Genomic DNA, 20696 nt, shown 5'->3' with positions numbered 1-20696 from the left:
GTTCCGAAAAACGGATCGCAAGGCGATCGGGGAGGAAGCGAAATGTCCATGCTCACAAGAGTAGGCCGTACAGGGGTTGCGTGCGCTGCAGCCGCAGCGCTTTGGTTCGCGGGAGGGGCTGCGCAGGCCAAGGACCCGCTGAAAGTCGGCGTGCCGACCGACCTGTCGGGCACCTACGCCGACCTCGGCAACCAGGTGATCCGGGCGGTCGAGTTCGCCGTCGAGGAAGCCAACAAGGCCGGCGGCGTCGACGGGCGCGCGGTCGAGTTCCGGTCGCTCGACACCGGCGCCAATCCGGAAAACGCACGCCGGCAGTCCGAAAAGCTGGTGCGCGAGGGTTACCGGATCATCATGGGCCTGATCGCCTCGGGCGAGGGTCTCGCCATCGCGCCGATGATGGCCCGCTGGGACGGCCTCTACATCTCGACGATCAACAAGGCCGACGCGCTGACCGGCGAACAGTGCCAGGAGCGGGTCTTCCGCGTGAACACCCAGAGCGAGATGGACGCGCTCACCATCCGGCCCTGGCTGCAGGAGCGGTCGGAGAAGAACTGGGCGGTCGTCGCGGTCGACATCGCCTGGGGACGCGGGTCGAGCGAAGCCTTCGCCAAGACCGCAACGGCCGCCGGCAAGACCATGGTGGGCCAGTTCTTCGTGCCGCCGAACACGAACGACTTCGCGCCCTATATCCAGCAGGTCAAGGATTCCGGCGCCAACGGGATCTGGGTCGTTCTCGCCGGGCGTGATGCCGTCAATTTCGCGCAGCAGGCCAAGCAGTTCGGCCTCGTCGACAGCGTCACCGTCGCAGGGCAGAGCTTCACCACCGACAACACCGTCAAGGCGCTGGGCGAGGTGGCCAAGGGCATCTACGGCATCATCAACTACAGCTCGACCCTCGACACGCCGGAAAACAACGCCTTCGTCGAGGCATGGCGCAAGAAGTACGATGCCGATCCGACCAACTTCGAAGGTGAGACCTACATCGGCGCGCAAGTCCTGTTCGAGGCGGTCCGCAGGGCCGGCAGCATCGAGCCGGGCGACGTGGGCAAGGCTATGTCGGGCGCGCAGTTCGACACGATCCTCGGCAAGCTGACGATGCGCGCCGAAGACCATCAGTTGCTGCTGCCCAATTATTTCGGGGTCGTGCAGGAGTACGAGGGGACGTTGCGCCCGGTCATCACGATGACCGCAAGCCCGGAACAGGTCGCGCCCGAGGTGACCTGCAAGATGTGAGGCCGGCTCCTCGGCAGAGCCGGAAACTCCCCCTTGATCGGGATGGGGCGGTCGCCAGGCAGCGACCGCCCCACTTTTCCGTCGCCGTTTACCGCACCCGCAAGGCGGCGCGCGGCACCTCAATCCCGGGCGCCGTCGCCCCGGTCTGCGGGCGCACCGCGGTCGCCGCCGAACCAGTACCAGACGAGAGCCAGCAGCCCCAGCGCTGTCAGGGTGCCGAACGCCGTCGCGTAGGCCTCGACCGGGTAGCGCCCCGCCCGATCGGTCTCCCACAGATCGAGGACCCAGCCGATGGCTGCCTGCAGCAGGAAGCTGCCGAGGATGACCAGCACATTGATCCCGGTATTGACCCGCCCCGCCATGTCCGGCGTGAAGCTCTGGGCCAGCACGACATAGGTGAGCGACATGGGATTGATGAGGAAGCCGACCAGGAACCAGCATGGCAGGGCGAGGTCCGCCAATCCCGCCGAGAGCAGCGCCAGCGTCACGAAGAAGACGAGCGACAGCGCCCCGACGAGATGCACCAGCGACAGGCCGCAGCGCTCCGACAGCGACGCCATGGGACCGCAAGCTATCGAGCCGACGAGCAGGCCGAAGGCCATGATCGAGAGATAGGCGGCGACTTGCCCCTGCTCGAACCCCGCCACATCGGAAAGCCACAACCCGGCCCACAGTCCCTGCAATGCGAATGCGGTGCCGCAGGTCAATATGGCCAGCGGCACGATGCGCCAGAACAACCTCGTCGCGTAGATGGCGGCCAACCCGGAGAGCAGCCGGGACCAGCTGCTCGACTGGCGGGGGCTGTCGGGGAGCAGCAGCAACACCGCAACGGACACAGCGAAGGTCGCGATCGCAAGGCCGAAAAAGATCGTGCGCCAGCCGACCGTCTCCATCAGGAACTCTACCGGCGCACCCGCCAGCATGGCGCCCAGTCCGCCGAACCCCATGAGCAATCCGATGGCGAGAGGCACACGCCGCGGCGGCAGCCAGATGATGAACGAGGCAAAACTGGCCATCAGGCTGACGGCGACGCCGGCCCCGATCATGGCGCGCGCCACCATGAGCAGGCCGAGCGACTCCGCAGCGGCGAAGAGCCCGGCGCCGCACGCGGTCACCAGCAGATTGATCCCCTGGACACGCCGGACGCCGAAGCGGTCGATCATCAGGCCGAGCGGTATCTGCATGAGGCCGAAGGCGAGCAGATAGGTAGACGTCAACAAGCCCAATGACGAAGCCGTGAGGCCGAAGTCGCTCGCCAGATACGGGGCGAGGGCCGCATTGATCGTGCGGAAAAGGTAGGAGAGCAGATACCCGAAGGCCAATGGCAAGAATACGCATAGTATGAATGACATTCTTGGCAGGGCGCTCACGGCAAAATTCCTCTACAATATAAAATACAAATACGAATATACCCTCAAATTTATCGGATATATTTTTATTTGCCCGGCAAATATTTCTGGTCTATTTTTCATTTCAGTTGCTTCTATCGGCGCCAAGGGCGTCGGATTCATTTCAACCACCCGAGGCTTCCGATGAGCACAAGCACGCTATTTTCTCCCTTTTCGCTGCGTGGCGTCACCCTGCGAAACCGCACCGTCCTCGCCCCGATGCAGATGTACTCCGCCGTCGAGGGACAGGTGCAGCCATGGCACCACCATCACCTGGCCAAGTACGGTCACGGCGGCTTCGCGATGGTGTTCACCGAGGCGCTGGCGGTCGAGAGGCGGGGACGCAACACCTACGGCGACCTCGGTGTCTGGTCGAACGATCACGTCGAAGGCCTGGCCGCCCTCGCCGACACGATCCGCGCGTCCGGCGCAGTGCCGGCGGCGCAAGTGTGGCATTCGGGCCCCAAGGCGTCGCGTCAGCGCCCCTGGCAGGGCTACGGCCCGCTCGGCGCGGCGGAGGCCGCGCGCGGCGAGACGGAATGGCAACCGGTCGCCCCCGTCGCCGAGGCCAAGGTCGAGGGCTGGCACACGCCGCACGCGCTGACCGAGGCCGAGGCGATGGAAGTTGCCGAAGCCTATGGGCAAGGCGCGCGCCGCTGCCTCGAAGCGGGGTACGAGGTGCTGGAGGTGCACGGCGCCCACGGCTATCTCGTACATTCCTTCTACTCGCCGCTCGGCAACAACCGCACCGACAGCTTCGGCGGCGGCCGCGAGGGGCGGATGCGCTTTCCCATCGAGGTCGCGCGTGCGATCCGGCGTCACTGGCCCGAGGACAAGCCCCTGCTGTTCCGCCTGTCCTGCGTCGACGACGACGAGGGAACGGGCTGGACGATGGAGGACACGCTCGTGCTGGCCTCCCGGCTTCGGGAGGAAGGCGTCGACATGATCGATTGCTCCTCCGGCGGCGTCGGCGCCCCGCCGACGCTGAAGGCAGGGGTGCGCCCGCACGGCTTCCAGGTGCCGTACGCCGAAACGCTGCGCGCACAGACGGGGATGCCGGCCATGGCGGTCGGCCTGATCCGGCACGCAGCCTATGCGGAGTCGATCGTGGCGCAAGGGCGGGCCGACCTGGTCTGCATCGCGCGCGAGGCCCTGCACAATCCGCAATGGCCGCTGCATGCGGCGCTCGAACTGGAAGGCGATGCAGGCTACGAGCTCTGGCCGCCGCAGTACGGGTGGTGGCTGCAGCGCCGTGCCCGGAACCTGCCGGCGGACGATAGCGTGGCCTGATCGGAGCGTCTGGGTCATGGCACCGCCCTTCCGCCTCAGAACCTGTCCCAGCGGAACGGAGCGAGATCGGCGTCGGTCGGCTGGCCGCTCATCGCCTGCGTGATGAGGCGGCCGGTCACCGCACCCAGCGTCATGCCGAGGTGCGCGTGGCCGAAGGCGAGGAACAGCCCGGGAAACTCGTCGACCGGGCCGATCACGGGCAGCGAGTCCGGCATCGACGGACGGAACCCCATCCAGGTCGACGCACCGGTTTCGTCGAGGCCGGGGAAATAGCGCCGTGCCCGCCGCATCATCGCTTCGGTCCGGCGCGGCACGGCGGGCGGCAGGTCGAGACCGCCCATCTCGACCGTGCCCGCGATCCTCAAGCCGCCGGCCATCGGCGTCGCGTAGAACGCCCCCTCGCTCGACGAGATCGGGATGCGCATGTCGCACTGCGCCCGTGGCAGCGTCACGTGGTACCCGCGCTCGGTATCCAGCGCCACGCGCAAGCCGAGCCCCCGCAGCAGACGCCCCGACCACGCGCCCGCAGCCACCGCCACGCTGTCGCCCTCCACGTCGGCAGCGGCCCCTGCCCCGTCCGTGCCGCGCACGGCCCACCGTCCGGAGCGGAGCCTTTCGAGGCGGTCCACGCCGAAGGAAAGGTGCCGTCCCCCGCAACGCAGGAACTCCTCGTGAAGCGCCGTCGTCAGCGCCAGCGGATCGCGGATGTGGCCGACGTTCGGGCGATAGAGCCCGCCTGCAAGCACCGGCGCGAGACCGGGCGCGAACTGGGGCAATTCGTGCGCCGCCAGCTCCTGCACGTCGGCGCCGAGCGAACGCCGGAACTCCGCATCCTTCCGCCCGGCGGCGAAACTCGCCTCGGTCTCGAAGACCTGCAGCGCACCGCAGAAATGCAGAAGATCGCGCGCGCCGGCCGCCTCCACCAGCGGACGGTAGCTCTCGTGCGCGCGGGCAAGCAGCGTCGCCATCGCCTTCGTGTTGCGCTCGTAGAGCTCCGGGCGGCTGCACCGCACGAAATGAAAGAGCCAGGGCAGAAGCTTCGGCAGATAGCTCCAGCGGATCGCCAGCGGCGCATCGGGATCGGCCAGGTAGCCGGGCACCTTCCACAGCACGCCGGGAGAGGCAACCGGCGGCACCACATCGCCCGCCATGATCCCGGCGTTGCCGAAGGAACAGGCCTGTCCGGGCCCAGCGCGGTCGATCAGCGTCGTGTCCCACCCCGCCCTGCGCAACTGGAGCGCCGTGCAGACGCCGACGATGCCGGCACCGATCACTATGGCCTGGTTTGCAGAAGCGGCGCTCATCCCCCACCCCCGTCAGAGGATCTGCGGCAGGATCGTCACGATCCCTGGGAAAAGCGTGAACAGGACGATCGCGCCGGTCATCACGAGCCAGAACGGCAAGGTCGCGAAGGCCGCCCGGCCGAGGTTGACCTCCCCCCTGGTCACCGCCACCAGAACGAACAGATTGAGGCCCACCGGGGGCGTCAGCATCCCGATCTCGATCATCAGCGTGATCATCACGCCGAGCCAGATGGGATCGAAGCCGAGCCCCGTAAGAACCGGAAAGACCACCGGAAGGGTCATCAGCATCAGCGAGATGCCGTCGAAGAAGCAGCCGAGGACCAGGTAGACGATGACGACCAGCGCGAAGACGGTATAGGGGGAGACGTCCAGCGCGCCGATCCCCGCCATGACGTGCGTCGGCACGCCCAGGATGCTGATCGCCTGCGACAGGATCAGCGCACCGACGAGGACCACGCCCAGCGTGCCGAACACGATGGTCGCATCGCGGAACGCATGAAGCAGCTTGCGGAGCGTCAGGTTTCCCCAGGTGAAGCCGATCACGATCGACGAGACGACACCGAGGCTCGCCGCCTCCGTGGGTGTCGCGATGCCGAGGTAGATCGTGCCGAGCACGGCAAAGATCAGGATGGCGATCGGCCAGATCCTGAGCAGCCCGGTCACGATCCGCAGGAACGGGGTCCGGACAGCTTCCCGCGGCGAGATCTCCGGGTTTCTCAGCGCCATCACCAGGATCACCACCATGAACGACGCAGCCAGGAGAAGGCCCGGCAGGATCCCCGCGAGGAAGAGCTTGCCGATCGACACGCCCTGGGTCGCACCGTAGATCAGCAGGGCGAGGCTCGGCGGGATCAGCAGCCCGAGCGTGCCGCCGGCCGCCAGCGTGCCCACGACGACGGCGCGGTCGTAGCCGCGCTGCTTCAACTCGGGATAGGCCACCGCACCGACGGCCGCCGCGGTGGACGTGCTTGCCCCGCTCACCGCGCCGAAGATGGTGCACACGGCGATGTTCGTGTGCAGCAGCCCGCCGGGAACGCGCCGGAACAGGGGGGAGGCCGCCTCGTACAACTTCTTGCTGACGCCGCTCGCAAGCAGGATCTCGCCCATGAAGATGAACATGGGGATCGCGCTGAGAAGAAAGTCGTTGAACGTGTTCCAGATCGTGATGACGGCAAGCGAGGAACTGCCGCCCGCAAAGAAATGAAGGATGGTAAGTCCGGTCAGCCCCAGTCCCACACCGACCGGGATGCCGGTGAGACCCGTAAGAAGCACTCCGAGCGCCAGCACCAGCCAAATCATCAGATCTCTCTCGTGTTGGTTTCGTGAGTAGAACGGAGTGCGCGCGTCACAGCGCCGTATCCTCTGAAGCTCCATGCTCGTCGCGCCCCACGGCGATGCCGAAGGGCTCGAAGGATGTTTTCAGCAGGACGATGAACGCGGTGAGGAAACAGGAGAACGGCATCAGCGCCATCCAGGGCGCGACCGGGATCCGTGCCACGTCGGACTCCGCGCCGATCATGTAGGAGAAGGACGCGAAGTCGAAACTCAACACGCCAAGAAGCAGGAAGAAGCAGATGATACCGATGTTCGAGACGAATTTCACAACGCCCGCCGCGGTCCCGGACAACCGGTCCGTCAGCAGCGAAACCCTTATGTTCCTGTCGCTCGCAAAGAGATAGGGAATCGCGAGAAAGACACCTGCCGAGAACAGGAGGCCAATGAGTTCGTCGGTAAATCTCAAGGGCGACAGAAACACGTATCGCATCGTCACCGCCGCAAACACGATCACCGACATCAAGCCGCCGATCAGCGCGGCCAGGATCAGGACGAACCTGGACAACGCCGTTATCAGTCGAGCAAACGATCGCACCGGCACCGCTCCCTGTTTCATGCTCGGGCAAGGGTCAAGGACGGCGGGCGCGTGCAGCCGCACCCGCCGCCCGAAGCCCGGTCAGTTGCCAAGAACGTCGGCCAGCCGCTTGCGGTTCGCTTCAAGCTTTCCGCCGAGTTGGGTGGCGTTCTCTTCCCAGACCTCGATGGCAGCTGCCGTGAATGCGGCCTGGTCTGCCTCGGGGAACGGCTCGAGCTGCTTGCCGCCCTTGGCGTCGAACTTCTTGCCCTCGGCAACCTCGTAATTGCCGGCGAGGAAGTTGTCGGCCAGTTCCTTGACCAGCTTGTCGGCTTCTTCCGTCATGACGGCCTGCACGTCGGCCGGCAGCGCGTCCCAAGCCTTTTGCGAGACGACAAGCGGGATGGGCACCGCATAGTGCGACAGGAAGGCCCAGTTGGGCGCCACCTCCTGGAGCGACAGCGTGTTCGCCGCGCCGGGGTAGTAGGTCGCACAGTCGACCACGCCCGTCTGCAGGGCGATGTACATGTCGTTCTGCGGGATGATGGTGCCCGAGACGCCGATCTTCGCGAAACTGTCCAGAAGCGCCTTGCTCCAAACGCGCAGCTTCTTGGTGCGCAACTCCTCGAGCGTGTTGACCTCGTCCTTGCAGTAGATGTTGATCGACTTGTCCGGAGAGATCAGCGTGCCGAGGTACTTGACGCCCCAGGATTGAAATCCTTCCTCGTAGATGTCGTCGAGCACCGGCAACGCCTTGACCACGTCCTCGGCGCTCGAAAGGACGCCTTCGGGCAGCGCGAAGGCGAGATCGGGCGCATCGCGCGCGACATAGCCGGTGTAGAGCATCGTGATCTGGATGACGTTGCCCGGCGGCAGGATACGCAGCATGTCGGAGTCCTTCACGCCGAGCGAGCCACCCGTGTAGGCCGTGATCTTGAACTTGTCGCCGGTGCGCGCGTTGACGCGCTCGACGAACTTGTTTGCGGAGACGACCTCCTGCCGGGTTGGCACCCAGACGAGGTGCATCTTCCATTCGGTGTCCGCCGCGTGGGCCGGCTGTACGTGCGGGGTGCCGAGAAGCAACCCGGCCGCGCCGACCAGCGCCAATGCCGCAGTAAGTGCTTTCATGGTCCTGTTCTCCCTGTTGACCTGCTTGCGGGGGCGGACCTCATGCCCGCTCCCCGGACTATCCACATCGAAGCGACCTCCCCCGTGGCAGGGGTGTGCGATTGGGCTGCCGAACGCCGGCAGAGCCATCCGGGGTGCAGGTGTCCCCACGGGGCCGCGAACCGGCCTTGCGTGGAACTGCGCGGGTCTTTCAGCCGACCCGCCGGCCAGGGGCGCCCCCGTTACCCTGCGCCGTAAATGCTTTCGGCCGCCTTGGCCGTGACCTTTCCGTTCTCGATGTCGGCCTGGACCTCCGTCTTCGGGCGCGCGCCGGGCGTGCCGTAGCCTCCGCCCCCCGCGGTCTTGATGATGAGACGCTCTCCAGCGGTCATCCGGGCGACCTCCTTGGACGGGATGCTGTGCACCGAGCCGTCCTTCCGCCGGATCTCGGCCGACGCGAAACCGCCGGGCTGCCCGCCTGCCGCGCCCGCGGCCTGGCAGAAATGACGCTCGCCCCGGTAGGTGATCGTGATCTCGCCTTCGAGCATCTCGTACTCGAGCCACGCGCCGAGCCCGCCCCGGCGCTCTCCGGGCCCGCCGGAATCGGGCGCGAGCGAGGCCCGGTGCACGCGGATCGGCGCTTCCAGTTCCAGCGCCTCGGCCGGGATGTTCATGCAGTTGGTGGCGTCGGTCTCGATCACATCGACGCCGTCCTTGCCGGCGGACGCCCCGCTGCCGCCGATCAGGATCTGCGAGGTGACGAAGCCGCGCCCGTCCGCCCTGCGGCCGCCGAAATGCAGGATCACCTCCTCGCCGCCGGGATCGGCGGGTACGCGGTCTGGCACCGCCTCGCGCAGCGCGCCCAGAACGACGCTGGTGATCCGCTTGATGGTCGAGGTGCGGCAGCCGACCGGCGCCGGCTCGTTCGGGTTCACGATGCTGCCCGGCGGCAGCTTCAGCGACAGCGGACGGAAACAGCCGCCGTTGTTCGGGATCGACTGGTCGGGGTCCGTGACCGCACGCACCGCGAAGCACGACGCTGCGAGCGAGCCGGACGGAACGCAGTTGAACGGCCCGCGGACCTGCGGGCTCGACCCCGTGAAGTCGAACTCGATGCCGTTGTCGTCGATGTTCACGGTGACGGTGATCGGTACGAGCCTGTCGAGGTCGACCCCGTCGTTGTCGAGATAGTCGGTGTAGGTGTAGCTGCCGTTGGGAATACGCCGCAGCGCGGCCTGCGTCATCTTCTCGGAGCGGTCGAGCAGTTCGTCGAAGACGCTGATCAGAAAGTTGCCGCCGTAGATCTCGCCCAGTTCCTTCAGGCGGCGCGCCCCGATCGAACAGGCCGAGATTTCCGCCATAAGGTCGCCCGTCACGATCTCCGGGATGCGCACATTGCGCTTCAGCATGGCCATGAACGTCGGGTTCAGGACACCCTGGTCCATCAGCTTGAGCAGCGGGATGCGCAGGCCTTCCTGGAAGATCTCGGTCGCGTTGGTCGGCGTGGAGCCGGGCGCCATCCCGCCCACGTCCTGGTGATGGGTCATGGTCGCGCTGATCGCGATGGGCTGGCCCTGGTGGAAGACCGGCATCATCACGGCGATGTCGGGCAGGTGCGTCCCGCCGAGGTAGGGGTCGTTCATGACGAACGCATCCCCTTCCTTCATGGACGCCACCGGGTATTTCTCCAGCAGGTGGCGGACCATCGGCAGGAGCGTGACGAGGTGGATCGGGATCGCGATCGCCTGCGCAAGCGTCTCTCCGTTCAGCGTGAAGATGCTGGCGGACGCATCGAGCCCCTCCTTGACGATGGTGGAGAAGGCGCTGCGCACCAGGGTCAGCTCCATCTCGTTCGCGATGCCGTCGAGCTTGTTCCGGATCACCTCCACCGTTATGGGATCGAGGTCCGGGCGGGCTGCGGTGGTGCTCATATTGCTTGCCTTTCGTTACGTTCGGGCGGGGCCGCTCAGCCGTTTCGCCCGGCAGAAAACCCATAGGCGGCAGCCGCTGCTTCCGCGCCGATCTTGCCGTTTGCGATATCCTCGGCGACGGCGTTGCGGTCGCGCTGCCGCGGATCGCCGAAACCCGCCCCTCCAGCGGTGCAGATCGTGACGACGTCGCCGCGCTGCAGCCGGGTGACGAGCTTCGAGGGGATCTCCTCGCGCGCGCCCGACGCCCGGTCGATCCAGCCGACGGCCGGTGCGCCCGACTGTCCCCCGTCATGTCCTGGCGACACCCAGAAATGCCGGTCGCCGCGATAGGTCATGGTCGCGTCGCTGCCCAGAATCTCGATCCGCTGCTCGCAGCCCAGACCGCCCCGGTGCGCCCCCGCCCCGCCGCTGTCGGTCCGCAGCTTGAGGGAGTGCACGCGCAGCGGACCGCTCATCTCCAGCGCTTCGGCCGGGACGTTCATGCAATTGGTGACGTCGGTCTCGATCACGTCGACACCGTCGCGCTGCCGGCTCGCGCCCGAGCCGCCCGCCAGAAGCTGCGAGGTGATGTAGGGCTTGCCCGCCTCGTCGCGGCCGCCGAAATGCACGAGCATGAGTTCGCCCGATGCGTCTGCCGGAACCCGGTCCGGGGCGGCCTTGCGCAGTGCGCCGAGAACGCAGCCGCAGATCGCCTTCAGCGTCACGGAACGGCAGCTGACCGGCGCAGGCTCGCGCGGGTTCACGAGGCTGCCTTCCGGCAACACGAAGTTCAGCGGCCGGAAACATCCGCCATTGTTCGGGATGCTGTGGTCCGTGATCGCCTTCACCGAGAAGCTGCCCGCGCCATAGGCCCCGGCGGGGACCGCGTTGATGGGACCACGCGCCTGGTCGGACGTGCCGGTGAAGTCGAAGGTCATCTCGTCGCCGGCGATGGTCACGGCGACCTTGATGGTCAGGCGGCGGTCCAGTTCGACCCCGTCGTTGTCCATCTTGATCTCGTAGTCGTAGGTGCCGTCCGGCAGGCCGCGGATCGCGTTGCGCACCATGCGCTCGGAGCGGTCGAGCAGTTCGGCGAACAGCGACCTGAGCATGTTCCCGCCATAGGTGCCCGCGAGCTCCTTCAGACGCCGCGCGCCGATGGAGCAGCAGGCGATCTGGGCATTGAGATCGCCCATGAACACCTCCGGCAGGCGCACGTTCTGCTTCAGCAGGGCGATGAGCGTCTCGTCGAACTTGCCGTCGCGCCGCAGGCGCAGCGGCGGAATGCGGATGCCCTCCTGGAAGATTTCCGTCGCGTTTGTCGGCACCGACGCGGGCGTCATGCCGCCGATGTCCTGGTGGTGCGTCAGCGCCGCGGACAGCGCGATGGGCCGGCCGTCCACGAAGACCGGCATGACCACGGCGACGTCTGGAAGATGGCTCGCCCCGTCGTAGGGGTCGTTCATCAGGTAGGCGTCCCCCTCCTTCATGGTCTCGGGGGGATGGTCGCGCAGGATCGAGCGGACCATGGGCACGAGCATCGACAGGTGAGCCGGAATGGCAACCGACTGGGCCAGCGGCTCCCCCTCGATGGTGAAGAGGCTGGCGGAGGCGTCCAGCGCCTCCTTCACGATCACCGAGAAGGCGCTGCGCACCAGCGTCAGCTCCATCTCGTTGGCGATGCCGTCGAGCTTGTTGCGGACGACCTCCAGCAGGATCGGGTCGACCTCGTGCGGAATGATTCCGGCCATGGTCAGCTGCCTCCCTCCGAAGCGGTGAGCACGAGATTGCCGTCGGCCATCATCTCGCCCCGCCAGCCCGGCTCGACGACGGTGGTGGTGTCGGCCTGCTCGACGATGGCGGGCCCCTCGAAGCGGAAGCCGACGGGCATGTTCGCCCGCTCGTAGATCTTCGCGAGGACGCCGCCCGGCGCTGCGGCGGTACGGATCGTGCGTTCGCCCTTCACGGGCGCGCCCGTGCCCGCCACATAGGCCCCCTCTCCCAGGGTGTCGGAGCCGAGGGCGGAGTGGATGGTGCGCAGGTTGACGATCCCGGCCGGCGCCTCGGAGGCATAGCCGTAGACCCGGTCGTGCACCTTCAGGAAATCCGCGTAGAGGCGCTTGATCGGGTCCGGATCCTCCAGGTGGATCGGCACCTCCAGATAGTAGGACTGGCCCTGGTACCACATGTCGGCGGAGTAGCTGATGCGCACCTCAGACGGGTCGACCCCCTCGTGCGCCATCAGTTCGGCGCATTGCCTGTCGAGATTGCCCAGCGCCTCCTTCAGCCGCTCGACCGACAGGCCCTCCAGCGGCGACGGATAGGCGGCGGCCACCTCGTGCTCGATGGGGGCGGCAAGGAGGCCTGCCGCGGACAGCACGCCCGGGTAGCGCGGGATGACGACGGTTCCGATCTTCAACTCGCTCGCCAGCGCCGTCGCATGGACCGGGCCGCCGCCGCCCAGCGCGACGAGGGCGAAACGCCGCGGGTCGAGGCCCTGGCGGATCGATACGAGCCGGATACCCTCCACCATCTGCGCGTTGACGACGCGGTGGATGCCGAGCGCCGCCTCTTCGAGCCCGAGCCCCAGGGGCTTTGCGATCTTCTCGAGGATCGCCTCGCGCGACTTTTCGGTGTCGAGCGACACCGTGCCCCCGGCGAAATAGGACGGGTCCAGATAGCCCAGGACCAGCGAGGCATCCGTGACGGTCGGGTTCTCGCCGCCCTTGCCATAGGCTGCCGGTCCCGGATCGGCGCCGGCGGATTCCGGGCCGACGCGCAGGCCGCCGCCCGCGTCGAGCCATGCGATGCTGCCGCCGCCCGAGCCGATGGCGTTCACGTCGACCATCGGCACCCGCACCGTGTAGCCGTCGATCCGGCCTTCGGGACGGATCACCGGCTGGCCGTTGTCGACGAGCGCGATGTCGCAGCTTGTCCCGCCGATGTCGACGGTGATGAGATTGAGCGAGCCGGCCATCTTGCCGACGATCGTGCCCCCGATCACGCCAGCCGCGGGACCCGACATGAACAGGCGGACGGGCCGCTTGCGCGCCACGGCGGAGATCGACAGACCGCCCCGCGACTGCATGACCTGGAGCGGCGAGCCGATCCCCGCCTTTCCGAGGCCGCCCTCGATCTGCTCCATGTAGCGGTCGATCACGGGCTTCATGTAGGCGTCGAAACTGGTCACGACCGTCCGCTCGTATTCGCGGAAGGCCGGGTCGACATCGCTGGAGATCGAGACCATCAGGTCCGGCGCTTCCTCGGCGATGATCTCGCGGGTGCGCTGCTCGTGCGCGGGGTTCTGGAACGAGAAGATGTAGCAGACGGCAATCGCCTGGACGCCGGCGTCCCTCAACTCCCGGACGGCCTGGCGCACGGCGTCCTCGTCGAGCGGCGTTACCTCCTTCCCCTTGGCGTCGATGCGGCCCGGGATCTCCTTCCGGTACTTGCCCGGCGCGAGGAAGATCGGGGTTTCCGGTTCGAGGATCACGCCATAGAGGGCATGGCGCATCTGGCGCCCGATCTCGAGAACGTCCTTGAAGCCTTCCGTCGTCAGCAGGCCGATCCGGGCGCCCTTGCGTTCGAGCACGGCATTGGTGGCGACGGTCGTGCCGTGCAGGAAGTGGCCGACATCCTCAGGTGCGATGCCCCAGTTCTCCACCATGAAGCCGACCGCGCGCATGACCGCCTGGCTGGGGTCCTGGCGCGTGCTCATGATCTTGGTGGTGCGCATCGGTTCGCCGGGGCGCCGGCAGACAACGTCGGTGAAGGTGCCGCCGATGTCGATTCCGATGTCGTACTTGTTCGAACTGCTCATCGCTCTCGTCTGTCCTCGCGATCTTGAAGGCGTTTGAAAATTCCCGGATCAGGGTCTGAGGGCCCGGGCGACATCCCGGCGGTCCTGGTGCATGTAGAGCCATGTCATGGCCTGCATCGCGGGGATCCGCAGGCCATGGAACGGCCAGGGAACGAAGCCCCGCGCCCCCAGCGGCCCCGCCTCCACCGGCGTGCCAAGCGCCATCGCGGCTGCATAGCGGCCGAGAAGGTGCGAAAGCACCACGCCCCGGCCGCCGTATCCCATCGCGTACACGAGACGCTTGCCAAGGCGCCCGACATGCGGAAATCCGTCGCGCGTGACGCCGACGAAGCCCGACCAGCGATAGTCGATCTGCGGCTCGGTAATCTGCGGAAAGGTGTCGCGGAGGCATTTCTCGAGTTCGGCATACGATGCGGGGTCGCTTGCCCGTCGGCCGGTGATGTCCGCCCGCCCGCTGAACAGCAGCCGGTCGCCCGGCAGGATGCGATAGGCATGGAGCAGCCGCTTCGTGTCCGAGGCGACGCGCCCGCCGGGCAGGATGCTCGCGGCGACATTGCGCGACAGCGGCGCGGTGACGAGGATCGACGACGCAACGGGCACCATCCGCCGCGACACATCCGGAGCCACCAGCCCCCGCGGCGTGTAGGCGTTCGTGGCGAGTATGACCTGGCCGGCACGAACGCGACCGGCAGGCGTCGTCAGGATCACCGCATCCGCGCGCTCCTCGATCGAGGTGACGGGGCTCTTGCAGAAGAGCCGACGACCGGCGGCGTGCATGCCGCCAGCGACAGCGCGCAGGAACTCGACCGGTTGAAGGCCGCCTCCCCGCGGGTCGAACCAGGCACCGCGATAACCCCTCGCACCGACCGCCCGCTCCGTCGCGTCGGCGTCGAGCAGTTCGACGACCTCCTCTCCAACCTCGCGGCGAAGCCATTCCGCGTCGGCGGCCAGCGCCTCGAACGCCTCCGGCGTGTGCGCGGGGATAAGCTGTCCGCCAACCTGCAGGGCGTCCTCGGCCCCATACCTCGAGACGAGCCCCCGCAGCGTATCCAGCGCCTCATTCATCATGGCGTGAAGGCGCCGGGCCTCCTCGTTGCCGTAGGCCGCGGCGAGGGCCGCCCATCCCTTCTTGTAGCGCGTGCCCGCCATCCCGGCCGTGCGGCCGCTGGCGCCACGGCCGATCATATCCCCCTCGAAAAGGGCGACGTCGGCGCCGGCTTCGGCAAGGTGATGGGCGGCGGACAACCCCGAGAAGCCGCCGCCGACAACGGCAACCTCACACTCAAGATCGCCCTTCAGCGCCGGCAGGTCAGGCAGAGGGCGCCCGGCGGAAGCATTCCAGAAATCCGCACCCTCCGAAGATGCGTCAGAATTGCTTCCCATTTCCTCCCCCGAATTCTCCATGAGCGAGAGAAATGGTGGCAAACTGAAGTTTTCAATTCAAGTGAAATCGCACCTTGTTCTGCGCGCTGATTTTATAATAAAGAATTCAAAAACCGAAAAAGCACCTCGCAACACTGTTGCGAAGCTTGCAGTGAAAGATGAGACCATATACCTACTGGAACAATACTTCGGAACGATGCATCATCATCTGCATCTTGCCCTGTGAGCCAACGGCGCAGACCATGCATGCGCGCATCGCCAAAACCAGAACCGCTCCAATCGTATGCCTTGAGTGAAAAAAAGAGCCATGTTTTTTTGATGGACGGGGTCTGCAACCGCGTTGACATGTGGCGGGAGAGCGCCATTTCCGGTTGCCGGTCCGGGCAGGCAGATGCAATAGGACGCGCATCCGCCCCCTCATGCGAATATCAGGATCGTCGAGACAACGCATGCCCATTCCACGGAAGGCTGGTCCGCCCCCAAAGATGGTGAAGCAGCAGGCAGGCCGGCCCGACGAAAGCCGGTCGGTCGGGCAGCAATTGCGAACGATCCGGAGGCAGCGCCGCCTTTCGCTGCAAAAGGTCGCGGACGAAAGCGGCCTCTCCGTCGCCTTCATCAGCCAGGTCGAACGCGGCCTCAGCACGCCATCGCTCAACTCGCTCCAGATGCTGTGCACGGCGCTGCGCATTCCCATAAGCTGGGTGTTCAGCGAACCGGACGACGTTCCGCACGAGGAGAGAGGCCGGATCGTGCGGCCAAACGTCCGCAAGACACTTCGGCTCGAAAAGAAGGGTATCCGCAAGGAACTCCTGACGCCGGACCTCGGGGGAAAGCTCCAGATGGTCCTGGTCCAGGTCGAACCCGGCGGCTCATCCGGCGAGGAGTTGTACCAGCACGAGGGCGAGGAGTGCGGTCACGTGCTGAGCGGTGAGCTGATCCTGACCATCGACAAGGACGTCTATGACCTGAAAGCCGGCGACAGCTTTCGCTTCCCGAGCAAGCTGCCGCACGGATTCCGCAATCCCGCGGATGTGCCATGCTCCGTTGTCTGGGTGACGACCCCGCCGTTCTACTGAGAGGCGGGCAGAAACCGGCACCGGAGCAGACAATTTTCAGCGTGACTAAAAAAACGGGTTCGCCCAGACTGCCGGCTGACGGCGGGTCTCCCCCGCCAGGCGCCCTCGACACGGAAGACAAGTTCCATGGCCGCGGACAACCAGGAAAGCAGGAGCGCATGGTGCGAAACGGCACCCGAGCCGCAGCCGTTTCCCGAGCTTGCATCCGACGCGCGAACCGGTGTTCTGATCGTCGGGGCCGGCTACACCGGCCTCTCGGCGGCCCACCACCTCGCTGCGCGCGGCGTCGACTGCATGGTGATCGAGGCGCACCAGCCCGGATGGGGCGCCAGCGGGCGCAACGGCGGGATGCTCGTGCCGCGCCCGAAGAAGCCGCTGACGGCCATCGAGGCGCACTGGGGCCGCGACGAGGCGCTGAGACAGAGGCGGCTGCTGCACGAGGCGATCGAGACGGTCTGCGAACTGGTTGCAGATCACGGGATCGACTGCGATTTCGCGCAGGACGGCTATCTGGCCGCCGCGCATACGCCAAAGGCGCTCGATGCGCTGGCCGCCGAGGTGCGCTGGCTGCACCAGGCCGCGGGCGAGACGGAGGTCCAGCTGTTGTCCCGGGCCGAAATCTCGGAGGAGCTGGGCGGCGGGGCGTATTGCGGCGGGTATCTCGACCCGCTGGGGGCGCGCGTGCAACCGCTCGCGTACGCCCGCGGCCTTGCATCCTCGCTGGCGGCGCGCGGTGTCCCGATCCACGGCAGCACGCCCGCGACCCGGGTTCGCGCCATCGAGGGCGGCATCGCCATAGACACGCCGCGCGCCACGGTGACCGCGGACCAGCTCGTCATCGCGACAAACGGCTACACGCCGCCCGGTCTCTTTCCGGACGGCCTTGCGCAGAGGGTCGTCGCCGTGTCGTCGTCGGCCATCGCGACAGCCCCCCTGCCCCGAAACCTTGCGGGCCGCATCCTGCCGCGCGGCCGGACGATGTCGGACACCAAGCACCTGCTGAACTGGGTCCGGCTGTCGCCCGACAACCGGATCGTCTTCGGCGGGCGCGGAGACATCACGGGACGGCGCGCGGACGCAGCCAGCTACAAGGGGATCGAGGACGCGCTTCATGCCCTTTATCCCGACCTGGCGGACGTCCCGGTGACGCACCGCTGGTCGGGGTTGGTCGCGGTGACGCGAGACCACTGGCATCACCTCGGCAGCCTCTCGCCGCGCATCCACTTCGCGATGGGATACGGCGGGCGCGGCGTTGCCATGTCGACGCTGATGGGCCGCTATCTCGCGCGGCTGGCGGTCGGGGAGGCCTGCGACCTGGGCCCGGTCACCGCCGCGTTTCCGCCGGTGCCGTTCCACGCCCTCCGGATCCCCGGAATGAAACTCACGGCGGCGTGGTACCAGGCAAAGGACCGGCTGGGCCTGTGAGCGCCGTCAGCGGCGCACCTTCACCCATCCGCCCGAGCGCGCGGAGGTCACCACGGCCTCCAGGGTGGCGACACCCTCGACAGCCTCGTCTGGCCTGACGGGAAAAACGGCCGTCCCCCGGACGGCGGCGGCAAAGGCCTCGAGTTCCGCGCGTTCGATATCCGTCGGGGGAAAGCGTGTCTCCGTGACGGGGCCATCGATGGGGGCGTGGACCAGCCGCTCGTGTCCCTCCGCCACGGCCCAGCCGCGCGACCCGGAGACCTGGACGCGCCATATGGGGGCCGTCGTCGTGAGCGTCGTCAACACGCCGAGGGCGCCGGAGGAAAACCGCACCGAGACCATGGTGGTGTCATCCTGATCGATCTCGACCACACGGCGGATCGACCGCGTCTCGACCGCCTCTATCGGCCCTGCAAGGTCGATCATCGCGTCGAGCACGTGAACGCCCATCGGCGTCATGCCGCCGGCGGGCGCTTCCTCCGCGGACACGCGCCACATCCCCGGGCGATAGCGGTAGGCGAAACTGCCGGAGAAATTGCCCTCCACGGCCTGCACCGTTCCCAGTTCTCCGGACCTGACCAGCGTGCGGAGCTTCTGCATGGCGGGGGCGAAGCGGCGGTTGAAGCCGACGGTGACGAGCAGCCCGCGGGCTTTCGCGGCCTCGACGACACGCACCGCGCTTTCCCGCGTCAGGGTGAAGGGCTTTTCGACGAGCACCGGCAGACCTGCCTCCAGGCCCTCAAGCGCCTGCCCTTCGTGCTGGCTGTGCGGGGTGGCAAGGACGAGGCCGTCCGCGCCTGTCTCCTCCACCGCGTCGCGAAGGCTGCCGAACAGGGCCATGCCCGTGCTCTGCGCGAAATCGAGGACCGGTTCCTTCCGGCGGACGATGGCACCGGCGAAGCAGACATCCGCGCTCACGCCCTGCACGGAGCGGACCATCGTCTGCCCCCATCGGCCGAGGCCGGCGATCAGAAGGCGCACCGGCTTCGAACTCTGATCGGTCATGGCGTCCTCACATGAGACTGGGCAGGTAGAGCGAGATCTGCGGGAACAGGATCAGGAGGCCCAGCGTGATGAGATCGGCGACGATGAACCACATCACGCCCCGGAAGATCGCGGTCAGGCTCACCTCGCTGCCGAGCGCGCTCTTGATGACATAGACGTTCAGACCGACCGGCGGGGTCACCAGGCCGATCTCAAGCAGCTTGATCACGATGATGCCGAACCAGACGAGATCGATGTCGGCGCCACCGACCAGAGGCAGCATGATCGGCAGCGTCAGCAGCATGATGCCGATGGAATCGATGAACATGCCAAGCAGGAGATAGACCAGCGCAACCTGCAGCAGGATCAGGATCTGGCTGTCCGTCACCGACAGCATCGCCGCGGAGAGATGATCCGGAACGCCGCTGAAGGCCATGAAGCGCATGAAGAGCACGGCACCGATCGCGATCACGAAGATGGCCGTCGAACTGATCGCCGTCTCGACGATGGCCTGACGCAGACCCTCCCAGCTCGCCGTGCCCCGGATCATCGCCAGCAGCACCGCAAGGACTGCGCCGACCGCGCCGGCTTCGGTCGGCGTGAAGAGCCCGACGAAGATCCCGCCCAGCACACCCAGAACCAGGACCGGAAGCATCCACAACTCGCTAAGGGCCGCGAACATCTCCTCGCGCGACGGCCGCTCGTCCAGAGGAGGGGCGAGCGAGGGGCGGAGCTTGACCCGGACCACGATCATCCCGGCGAACATCAATGCCGAGAGCAGGCCGGGAAGAAACCCGGCCATGAAAAGCTCCCCGATCGAGGCCTGTGCGAAAATGCCGTAGATCACGAGAAGGATCGACGGCGGGATGAGCGAGCCCAACGTTCCGGCACTGGCAATCACGCCGCATGCAAGGCCCGGATCGTAGCGGTAGCGCAACATTTCCGGAACCGCGATCCGCGCCATGGCCGCAGAGGTGGCCACGCTCGACCCCGATGCTGCGGCAAAGAGCGCGCAAGCCCCGACACTCGAAACGGCGAGCCCGCCCGGCACCGGGCCGAAGACCACGCGCATCGCCTTGTAGAGGCCGTCCGTCAGGCCCGCACGCGAGGCAACGAAGCCCATCAGAAGGAACATGGGAATGGCCGAAAGCGACCAGTCCCCTAGGAAATTGAAGGGTACGGCAGAGAGAACGCCCCACGCGGCGCGCCACGAGGTCAGCATCGCGATCCCGACAAAGGATACCGAGCCGAGGGCGACGGCGATCGGAACCCTGACGGCCAGCAACAGGAGCAGCACCGCCAGCCCGGCGAAGCCGATCTCGACATTACTCATCCGGCCGTCCTCTCCTCGCCGACATCAGCTGTCGTGTCCTTGTTGGTGGGGGTTTCGTGGGGCCGCAGCACCACCCGGACCACATTCAGAACCGCAACGAGAACGAGCAGGGCGAAGCTGATCGGCAGAACATACCGGGCCGGCCAGATCTCGATCTGGGCCGCGCCCATGACCATTTCGCGCGTCCTGGTGGCCTTGAGCGCGTCGAGCCAGCTCTGGTAGGCGAAAATCGAAAAGAACACTGCCGTCAGGAGGCCGGAAAATGCGTAGCAGATCCGCTGCCCGAAGGGAGACAGGCGCATGTAGAACAGCTCGACGGTGATGTGCTCGTCGCGCCTTTCCAGGTAGCCCGCCGGGAAGACGATGGCTGCAACCATGTAGTAGAAGGCCACGATCTCAAGCGTGCCCGGAATCGGACTGTTGAAGACGACACGCGCGGTGACATCGGCAACCACATGCACCGTCATCAGCACCAGCGCGATGCCCGCGAAAACCATCGAAAGATCCGTGGCGCGCCGGACAAGGCGGGTTGCTGCCCGGAAAGGGCGCGGCAGGGCCTTCTGGGACGTCGTCATCGTCAATCAGCTTCTCCGG

Annotated in this window: 17 protein-coding genes; 5 read left to right on the top strand and 12 right to left on the bottom strand. The window is 66.7% G+C overall.

Features of this window, described 5'->3' with window-relative positions:
* Nucleotides 1-42 precede the first annotated feature (42 nt).
* Entirely contained in the window at nucleotides 43-1233 is a 1191-nt protein-coding gene (locus NJQ99_RS11855) for an ABC transporter substrate-binding protein (protein ID WP_269333041.1), read from the top strand.
* Between the two features lie 119 nt (nucleotides 1234-1352).
* Here NJQ99_RS11855 and NJQ99_RS11850 read toward each other — a convergent pair whose 3' ends face one another.
* Entirely contained in the window at nucleotides 1353-2555 is a 1203-nt protein-coding gene (locus NJQ99_RS11850; RefSeq protein ID WP_269333040.1) for an MFS transporter, read from the bottom strand.
* A 210-nt stretch (nucleotides 2556-2765) separates the two neighbouring features.
* On the opposite strand from NJQ99_RS11850, the gene NJQ99_RS11845 reads away from it, so the two are divergent.
* A complete protein-coding gene (locus NJQ99_RS11845) occupies nucleotides 2766-3911 on the top strand; it encodes an NADH:flavin oxidoreductase/NADH oxidase (RefSeq protein WP_269333039.1) in 1146 nt (381 codons plus the stop codon).
* 35 nt (nucleotides 3912-3946) lie between these two features.
* Here NJQ99_RS11845 and NJQ99_RS11840 read toward each other — a convergent pair whose 3' ends face one another.
* The 8 genes from NJQ99_RS11840 to NJQ99_RS11805 all read right to left on the bottom strand — a co-directional run bounded on the left by NJQ99_RS11840 (nucleotide 3947) and on the right by NJQ99_RS11805 (nucleotide 15284).
* On the bottom strand, nucleotides 3947-5215 hold the full coding sequence (locus tag NJQ99_RS11840) for an NAD(P)/FAD-dependent oxidoreductase (protein ID WP_269333038.1): 1269 nt from the start codon (nucleotides 5213-5215) through the stop codon (nucleotides 3947-3949).
* Nucleotides 5216-5227: 12 nt separating this feature from the next.
* Nucleotides 5228-6514: a TRAP transporter large permease gene (locus NJQ99_RS11835; protein WP_269333037.1), complete on the bottom strand. Its 1287-nt coding sequence runs from the start codon at nucleotides 6512-6514 to the stop codon at nucleotides 5228-5230.
* Nucleotides 6515-6560: 46 nt separating this feature from the next.
* Nucleotides 6561-7055, bottom strand: coding sequence for a TRAP transporter small permease (locus NJQ99_RS11830; RefSeq protein ID WP_269333036.1), 495 nt, complete (start codon nucleotides 7053-7055; stop codon nucleotides 6561-6563).
* 111 nt (nucleotides 7056-7166) lie between these two features.
* Nucleotides 7167-8192 carry a TRAP transporter substrate-binding protein DctP gene (dctP, locus tag NJQ99_RS11825; RefSeq protein WP_269333035.1) on the bottom strand — a complete coding sequence of 342 codons (1026 nt, stop codon included), beginning with the start codon at nucleotides 8190-8192 and terminating at the stop codon, nucleotides 7167-7169.
* Between the two features lie 221 nt (nucleotides 8193-8413).
* A complete protein-coding gene (locus NJQ99_RS11820; RefSeq protein WP_269333034.1) occupies nucleotides 8414-10102 on the bottom strand; it encodes a hydantoinase B/oxoprolinase family protein in 1689 nt (562 codons plus the stop codon).
* Between the two features lie 35 nt (nucleotides 10103-10137).
* Nucleotides 10138-11832, bottom strand: coding sequence for a hydantoinase B/oxoprolinase family protein (locus NJQ99_RS11815; protein ID WP_269333033.1), 1695 nt, complete (start codon nucleotides 11830-11832; stop codon nucleotides 10138-10140).
* A gap of 2 nt (nucleotides 11833-11834) precedes the next feature.
* Nucleotides 11835-13901 carry a hydantoinase/oxoprolinase family protein gene (locus tag NJQ99_RS11810; protein ID WP_269333032.1) on the bottom strand — a complete coding sequence of 689 codons (2067 nt, stop codon included), beginning with the start codon at nucleotides 13899-13901 and terminating at the stop codon, nucleotides 11835-11837.
* A gap of 48 nt (nucleotides 13902-13949) precedes the next feature.
* Complete coding sequence (locus NJQ99_RS11805; RefSeq protein WP_269333031.1) at nucleotides 13950-15284, bottom strand: NAD(P)/FAD-dependent oxidoreductase; 1335 nt, start codon at nucleotides 15282-15284, stop codon at nucleotides 13950-13952.
* Nucleotides 15285-15303: 19 nt separating this feature from the next.
* Here NJQ99_RS11805 and NJQ99_RS11800 point away from each other — a divergent pair, with 19 nt between their 5' ends.
* The 3 genes from NJQ99_RS11800 to NJQ99_RS11790 all read left to right on the top strand — a co-directional run bounded on the left by NJQ99_RS11800 (nucleotide 15304) and on the right by NJQ99_RS11790 (nucleotide 17785).
* A complete protein-coding gene (locus NJQ99_RS11800; RefSeq protein ID WP_269333030.1) occupies nucleotides 15304-15510 on the top strand; it encodes a hypothetical protein in 207 nt (68 codons plus the stop codon).
* Between the two features lie 223 nt (nucleotides 15511-15733).
* Nucleotides 15734-16360, top strand: a complete 627-nt coding sequence (locus NJQ99_RS11795; protein ID WP_269333029.1) for a cupin domain-containing protein — start codon at nucleotides 15734-15736, stop codon at nucleotides 16358-16360.
* A 126-nt stretch (nucleotides 16361-16486) separates the two neighbouring features.
* Nucleotides 16487-17785, top strand: coding sequence for an NAD(P)/FAD-dependent oxidoreductase (locus tag NJQ99_RS11790; RefSeq protein WP_269333028.1), 1299 nt, complete (start codon nucleotides 16487-16489; stop codon nucleotides 17783-17785).
* 6 nt (nucleotides 17786-17791) lie between these two features.
* On the opposite strand, the gene NJQ99_RS11785 is transcribed toward NJQ99_RS11790, so the two are convergent.
* The 3 genes from NJQ99_RS11785 to NJQ99_RS11775 are packed head-to-tail and all read right to left on the bottom strand — an operon-like array spanning nucleotide 17792 to nucleotide 20677.
* Nucleotides 17792-18790, bottom strand: coding sequence for a Gfo/Idh/MocA family protein (locus NJQ99_RS11785; protein WP_269333027.1), 999 nt, complete (start codon nucleotides 18788-18790; stop codon nucleotides 17792-17794).
* Nucleotides 18791-18797: 7 nt separating this feature from the next.
* Entirely contained in the window at nucleotides 18798-20102 is a 1305-nt protein-coding gene (locus NJQ99_RS11780; RefSeq protein ID WP_269333026.1) for a TRAP transporter large permease, read from the bottom strand.
* Nucleotides 20099-20677, bottom strand: a complete 579-nt coding sequence (locus NJQ99_RS11775) for a TRAP transporter small permease (RefSeq protein ID WP_269333228.1) — start codon at nucleotides 20675-20677, stop codon at nucleotides 20099-20101. Before NJQ99_RS11775 ends, NJQ99_RS11780 begins: the two co-directional genes overlap by 4 nt.
* Between the last annotated feature and the right edge of the window lie 19 nt (nucleotides 20678-20696).

Source organism: Futiania mangrovi, assembly GCF_024158125.1.
In the GTDB taxonomy this organism is placed as follows: domain Bacteria; phylum Pseudomonadota; class Alphaproteobacteria; order Futianiales; family Futianiaceae; genus Futiania; species Futiania mangrovi.
Note: the sequence above shows the minus strand (reverse complement) of the source record. Positions and strands in the feature narration are given on the sequence as shown.

What these genes read in the sequence shown, in the direction of transcription:
- NJQ99_RS11855 (WP_269333041.1), top strand. Translation starts at nt 43, where the DNA reads ATGTCCATGCTCACAAGAGTAGGCCGTACAGGGGTTGCGTGCGCTGCA.
- NJQ99_RS11790 (WP_269333028.1), top strand. Translation starts at nt 16,487, where the DNA reads ATGGCCGCGGACAACCAGGAAAGCAGGAGCGCATGGTGCGAAACGGCA.
- NJQ99_RS11785 (WP_269333027.1), bottom strand. Translation starts at nt 18,790, where the DNA reads ATGACCGATCAGAGTTCGAAGCCGGTGCGCCTTCTGATCGCCGGCCTC.
- NJQ99_RS11805 (WP_269333031.1), bottom strand. Translation starts at nt 15,284, where the DNA reads ATGGGAAGCAATTCTGACGCATCTTCGGAGGGTGCGGATTTCTGGAAT.
- dctP (WP_269333035.1), bottom strand. Translation starts at nt 8,192, where the DNA reads ATGAAAGCACTTACTGCGGCATTGGCGCTGGTCGGCGCGGCCGGGTTG.
- NJQ99_RS11840 (WP_269333038.1), bottom strand. Translation starts at nt 5,215, where the DNA reads ATGAGCGCCGCTTCTGCAAACCAGGCCATAGTGATCGGTGCCGGCATC.
- NJQ99_RS11800 (WP_269333030.1), top strand. Translation starts at nt 15,304, where the DNA reads ATGAGCGAGAGAAATGGTGGCAAACTGAAGTTTTCAATTCAAGTGAAA.
- NJQ99_RS11815 (WP_269333033.1), bottom strand. Translation starts at nt 11,832, where the DNA reads ATGGCCGGAATCATTCCGCACGAGGTCGACCCGATCCTGCTGGAGGTC.
- NJQ99_RS11835 (WP_269333037.1), bottom strand. Translation starts at nt 6,514, where the DNA reads ATGATTTGGCTGGTGCTGGCGCTCGGAGTGCTTCTTACGGGTCTCACC.
- NJQ99_RS11820 (WP_269333034.1), bottom strand. Translation starts at nt 10,102, where the DNA reads ATGAGCACCACCGCAGCCCGCCCGGACCTCGATCCCATAACGGTGGAG.
- NJQ99_RS11780 (WP_269333026.1), bottom strand. Translation starts at nt 20,102, where the DNA reads ATGAGTAATGTCGAGATCGGCTTCGCCGGGCTGGCGGTGCTGCTCCTG.
- NJQ99_RS11775 (WP_269333228.1), bottom strand. Translation starts at nt 20,677, where the DNA reads ATGACGACGTCCCAGAAGGCCCTGCCGCGCCCTTTCCGGGCAGCAACC.
- NJQ99_RS11795 (WP_269333029.1), top strand. Translation starts at nt 15,734, where the DNA reads ATGCCCATTCCACGGAAGGCTGGTCCGCCCCCAAAGATGGTGAAGCAG.
- NJQ99_RS11845 (WP_269333039.1), top strand. Translation starts at nt 2,766, where the DNA reads ATGAGCACAAGCACGCTATTTTCTCCCTTTTCGCTGCGTGGCGTCACC.
- NJQ99_RS11810 (WP_269333032.1), bottom strand. Translation starts at nt 13,901, where the DNA reads ATGAGCAGTTCGAACAAGTACGACATCGGAATCGACATCGGCGGCACC.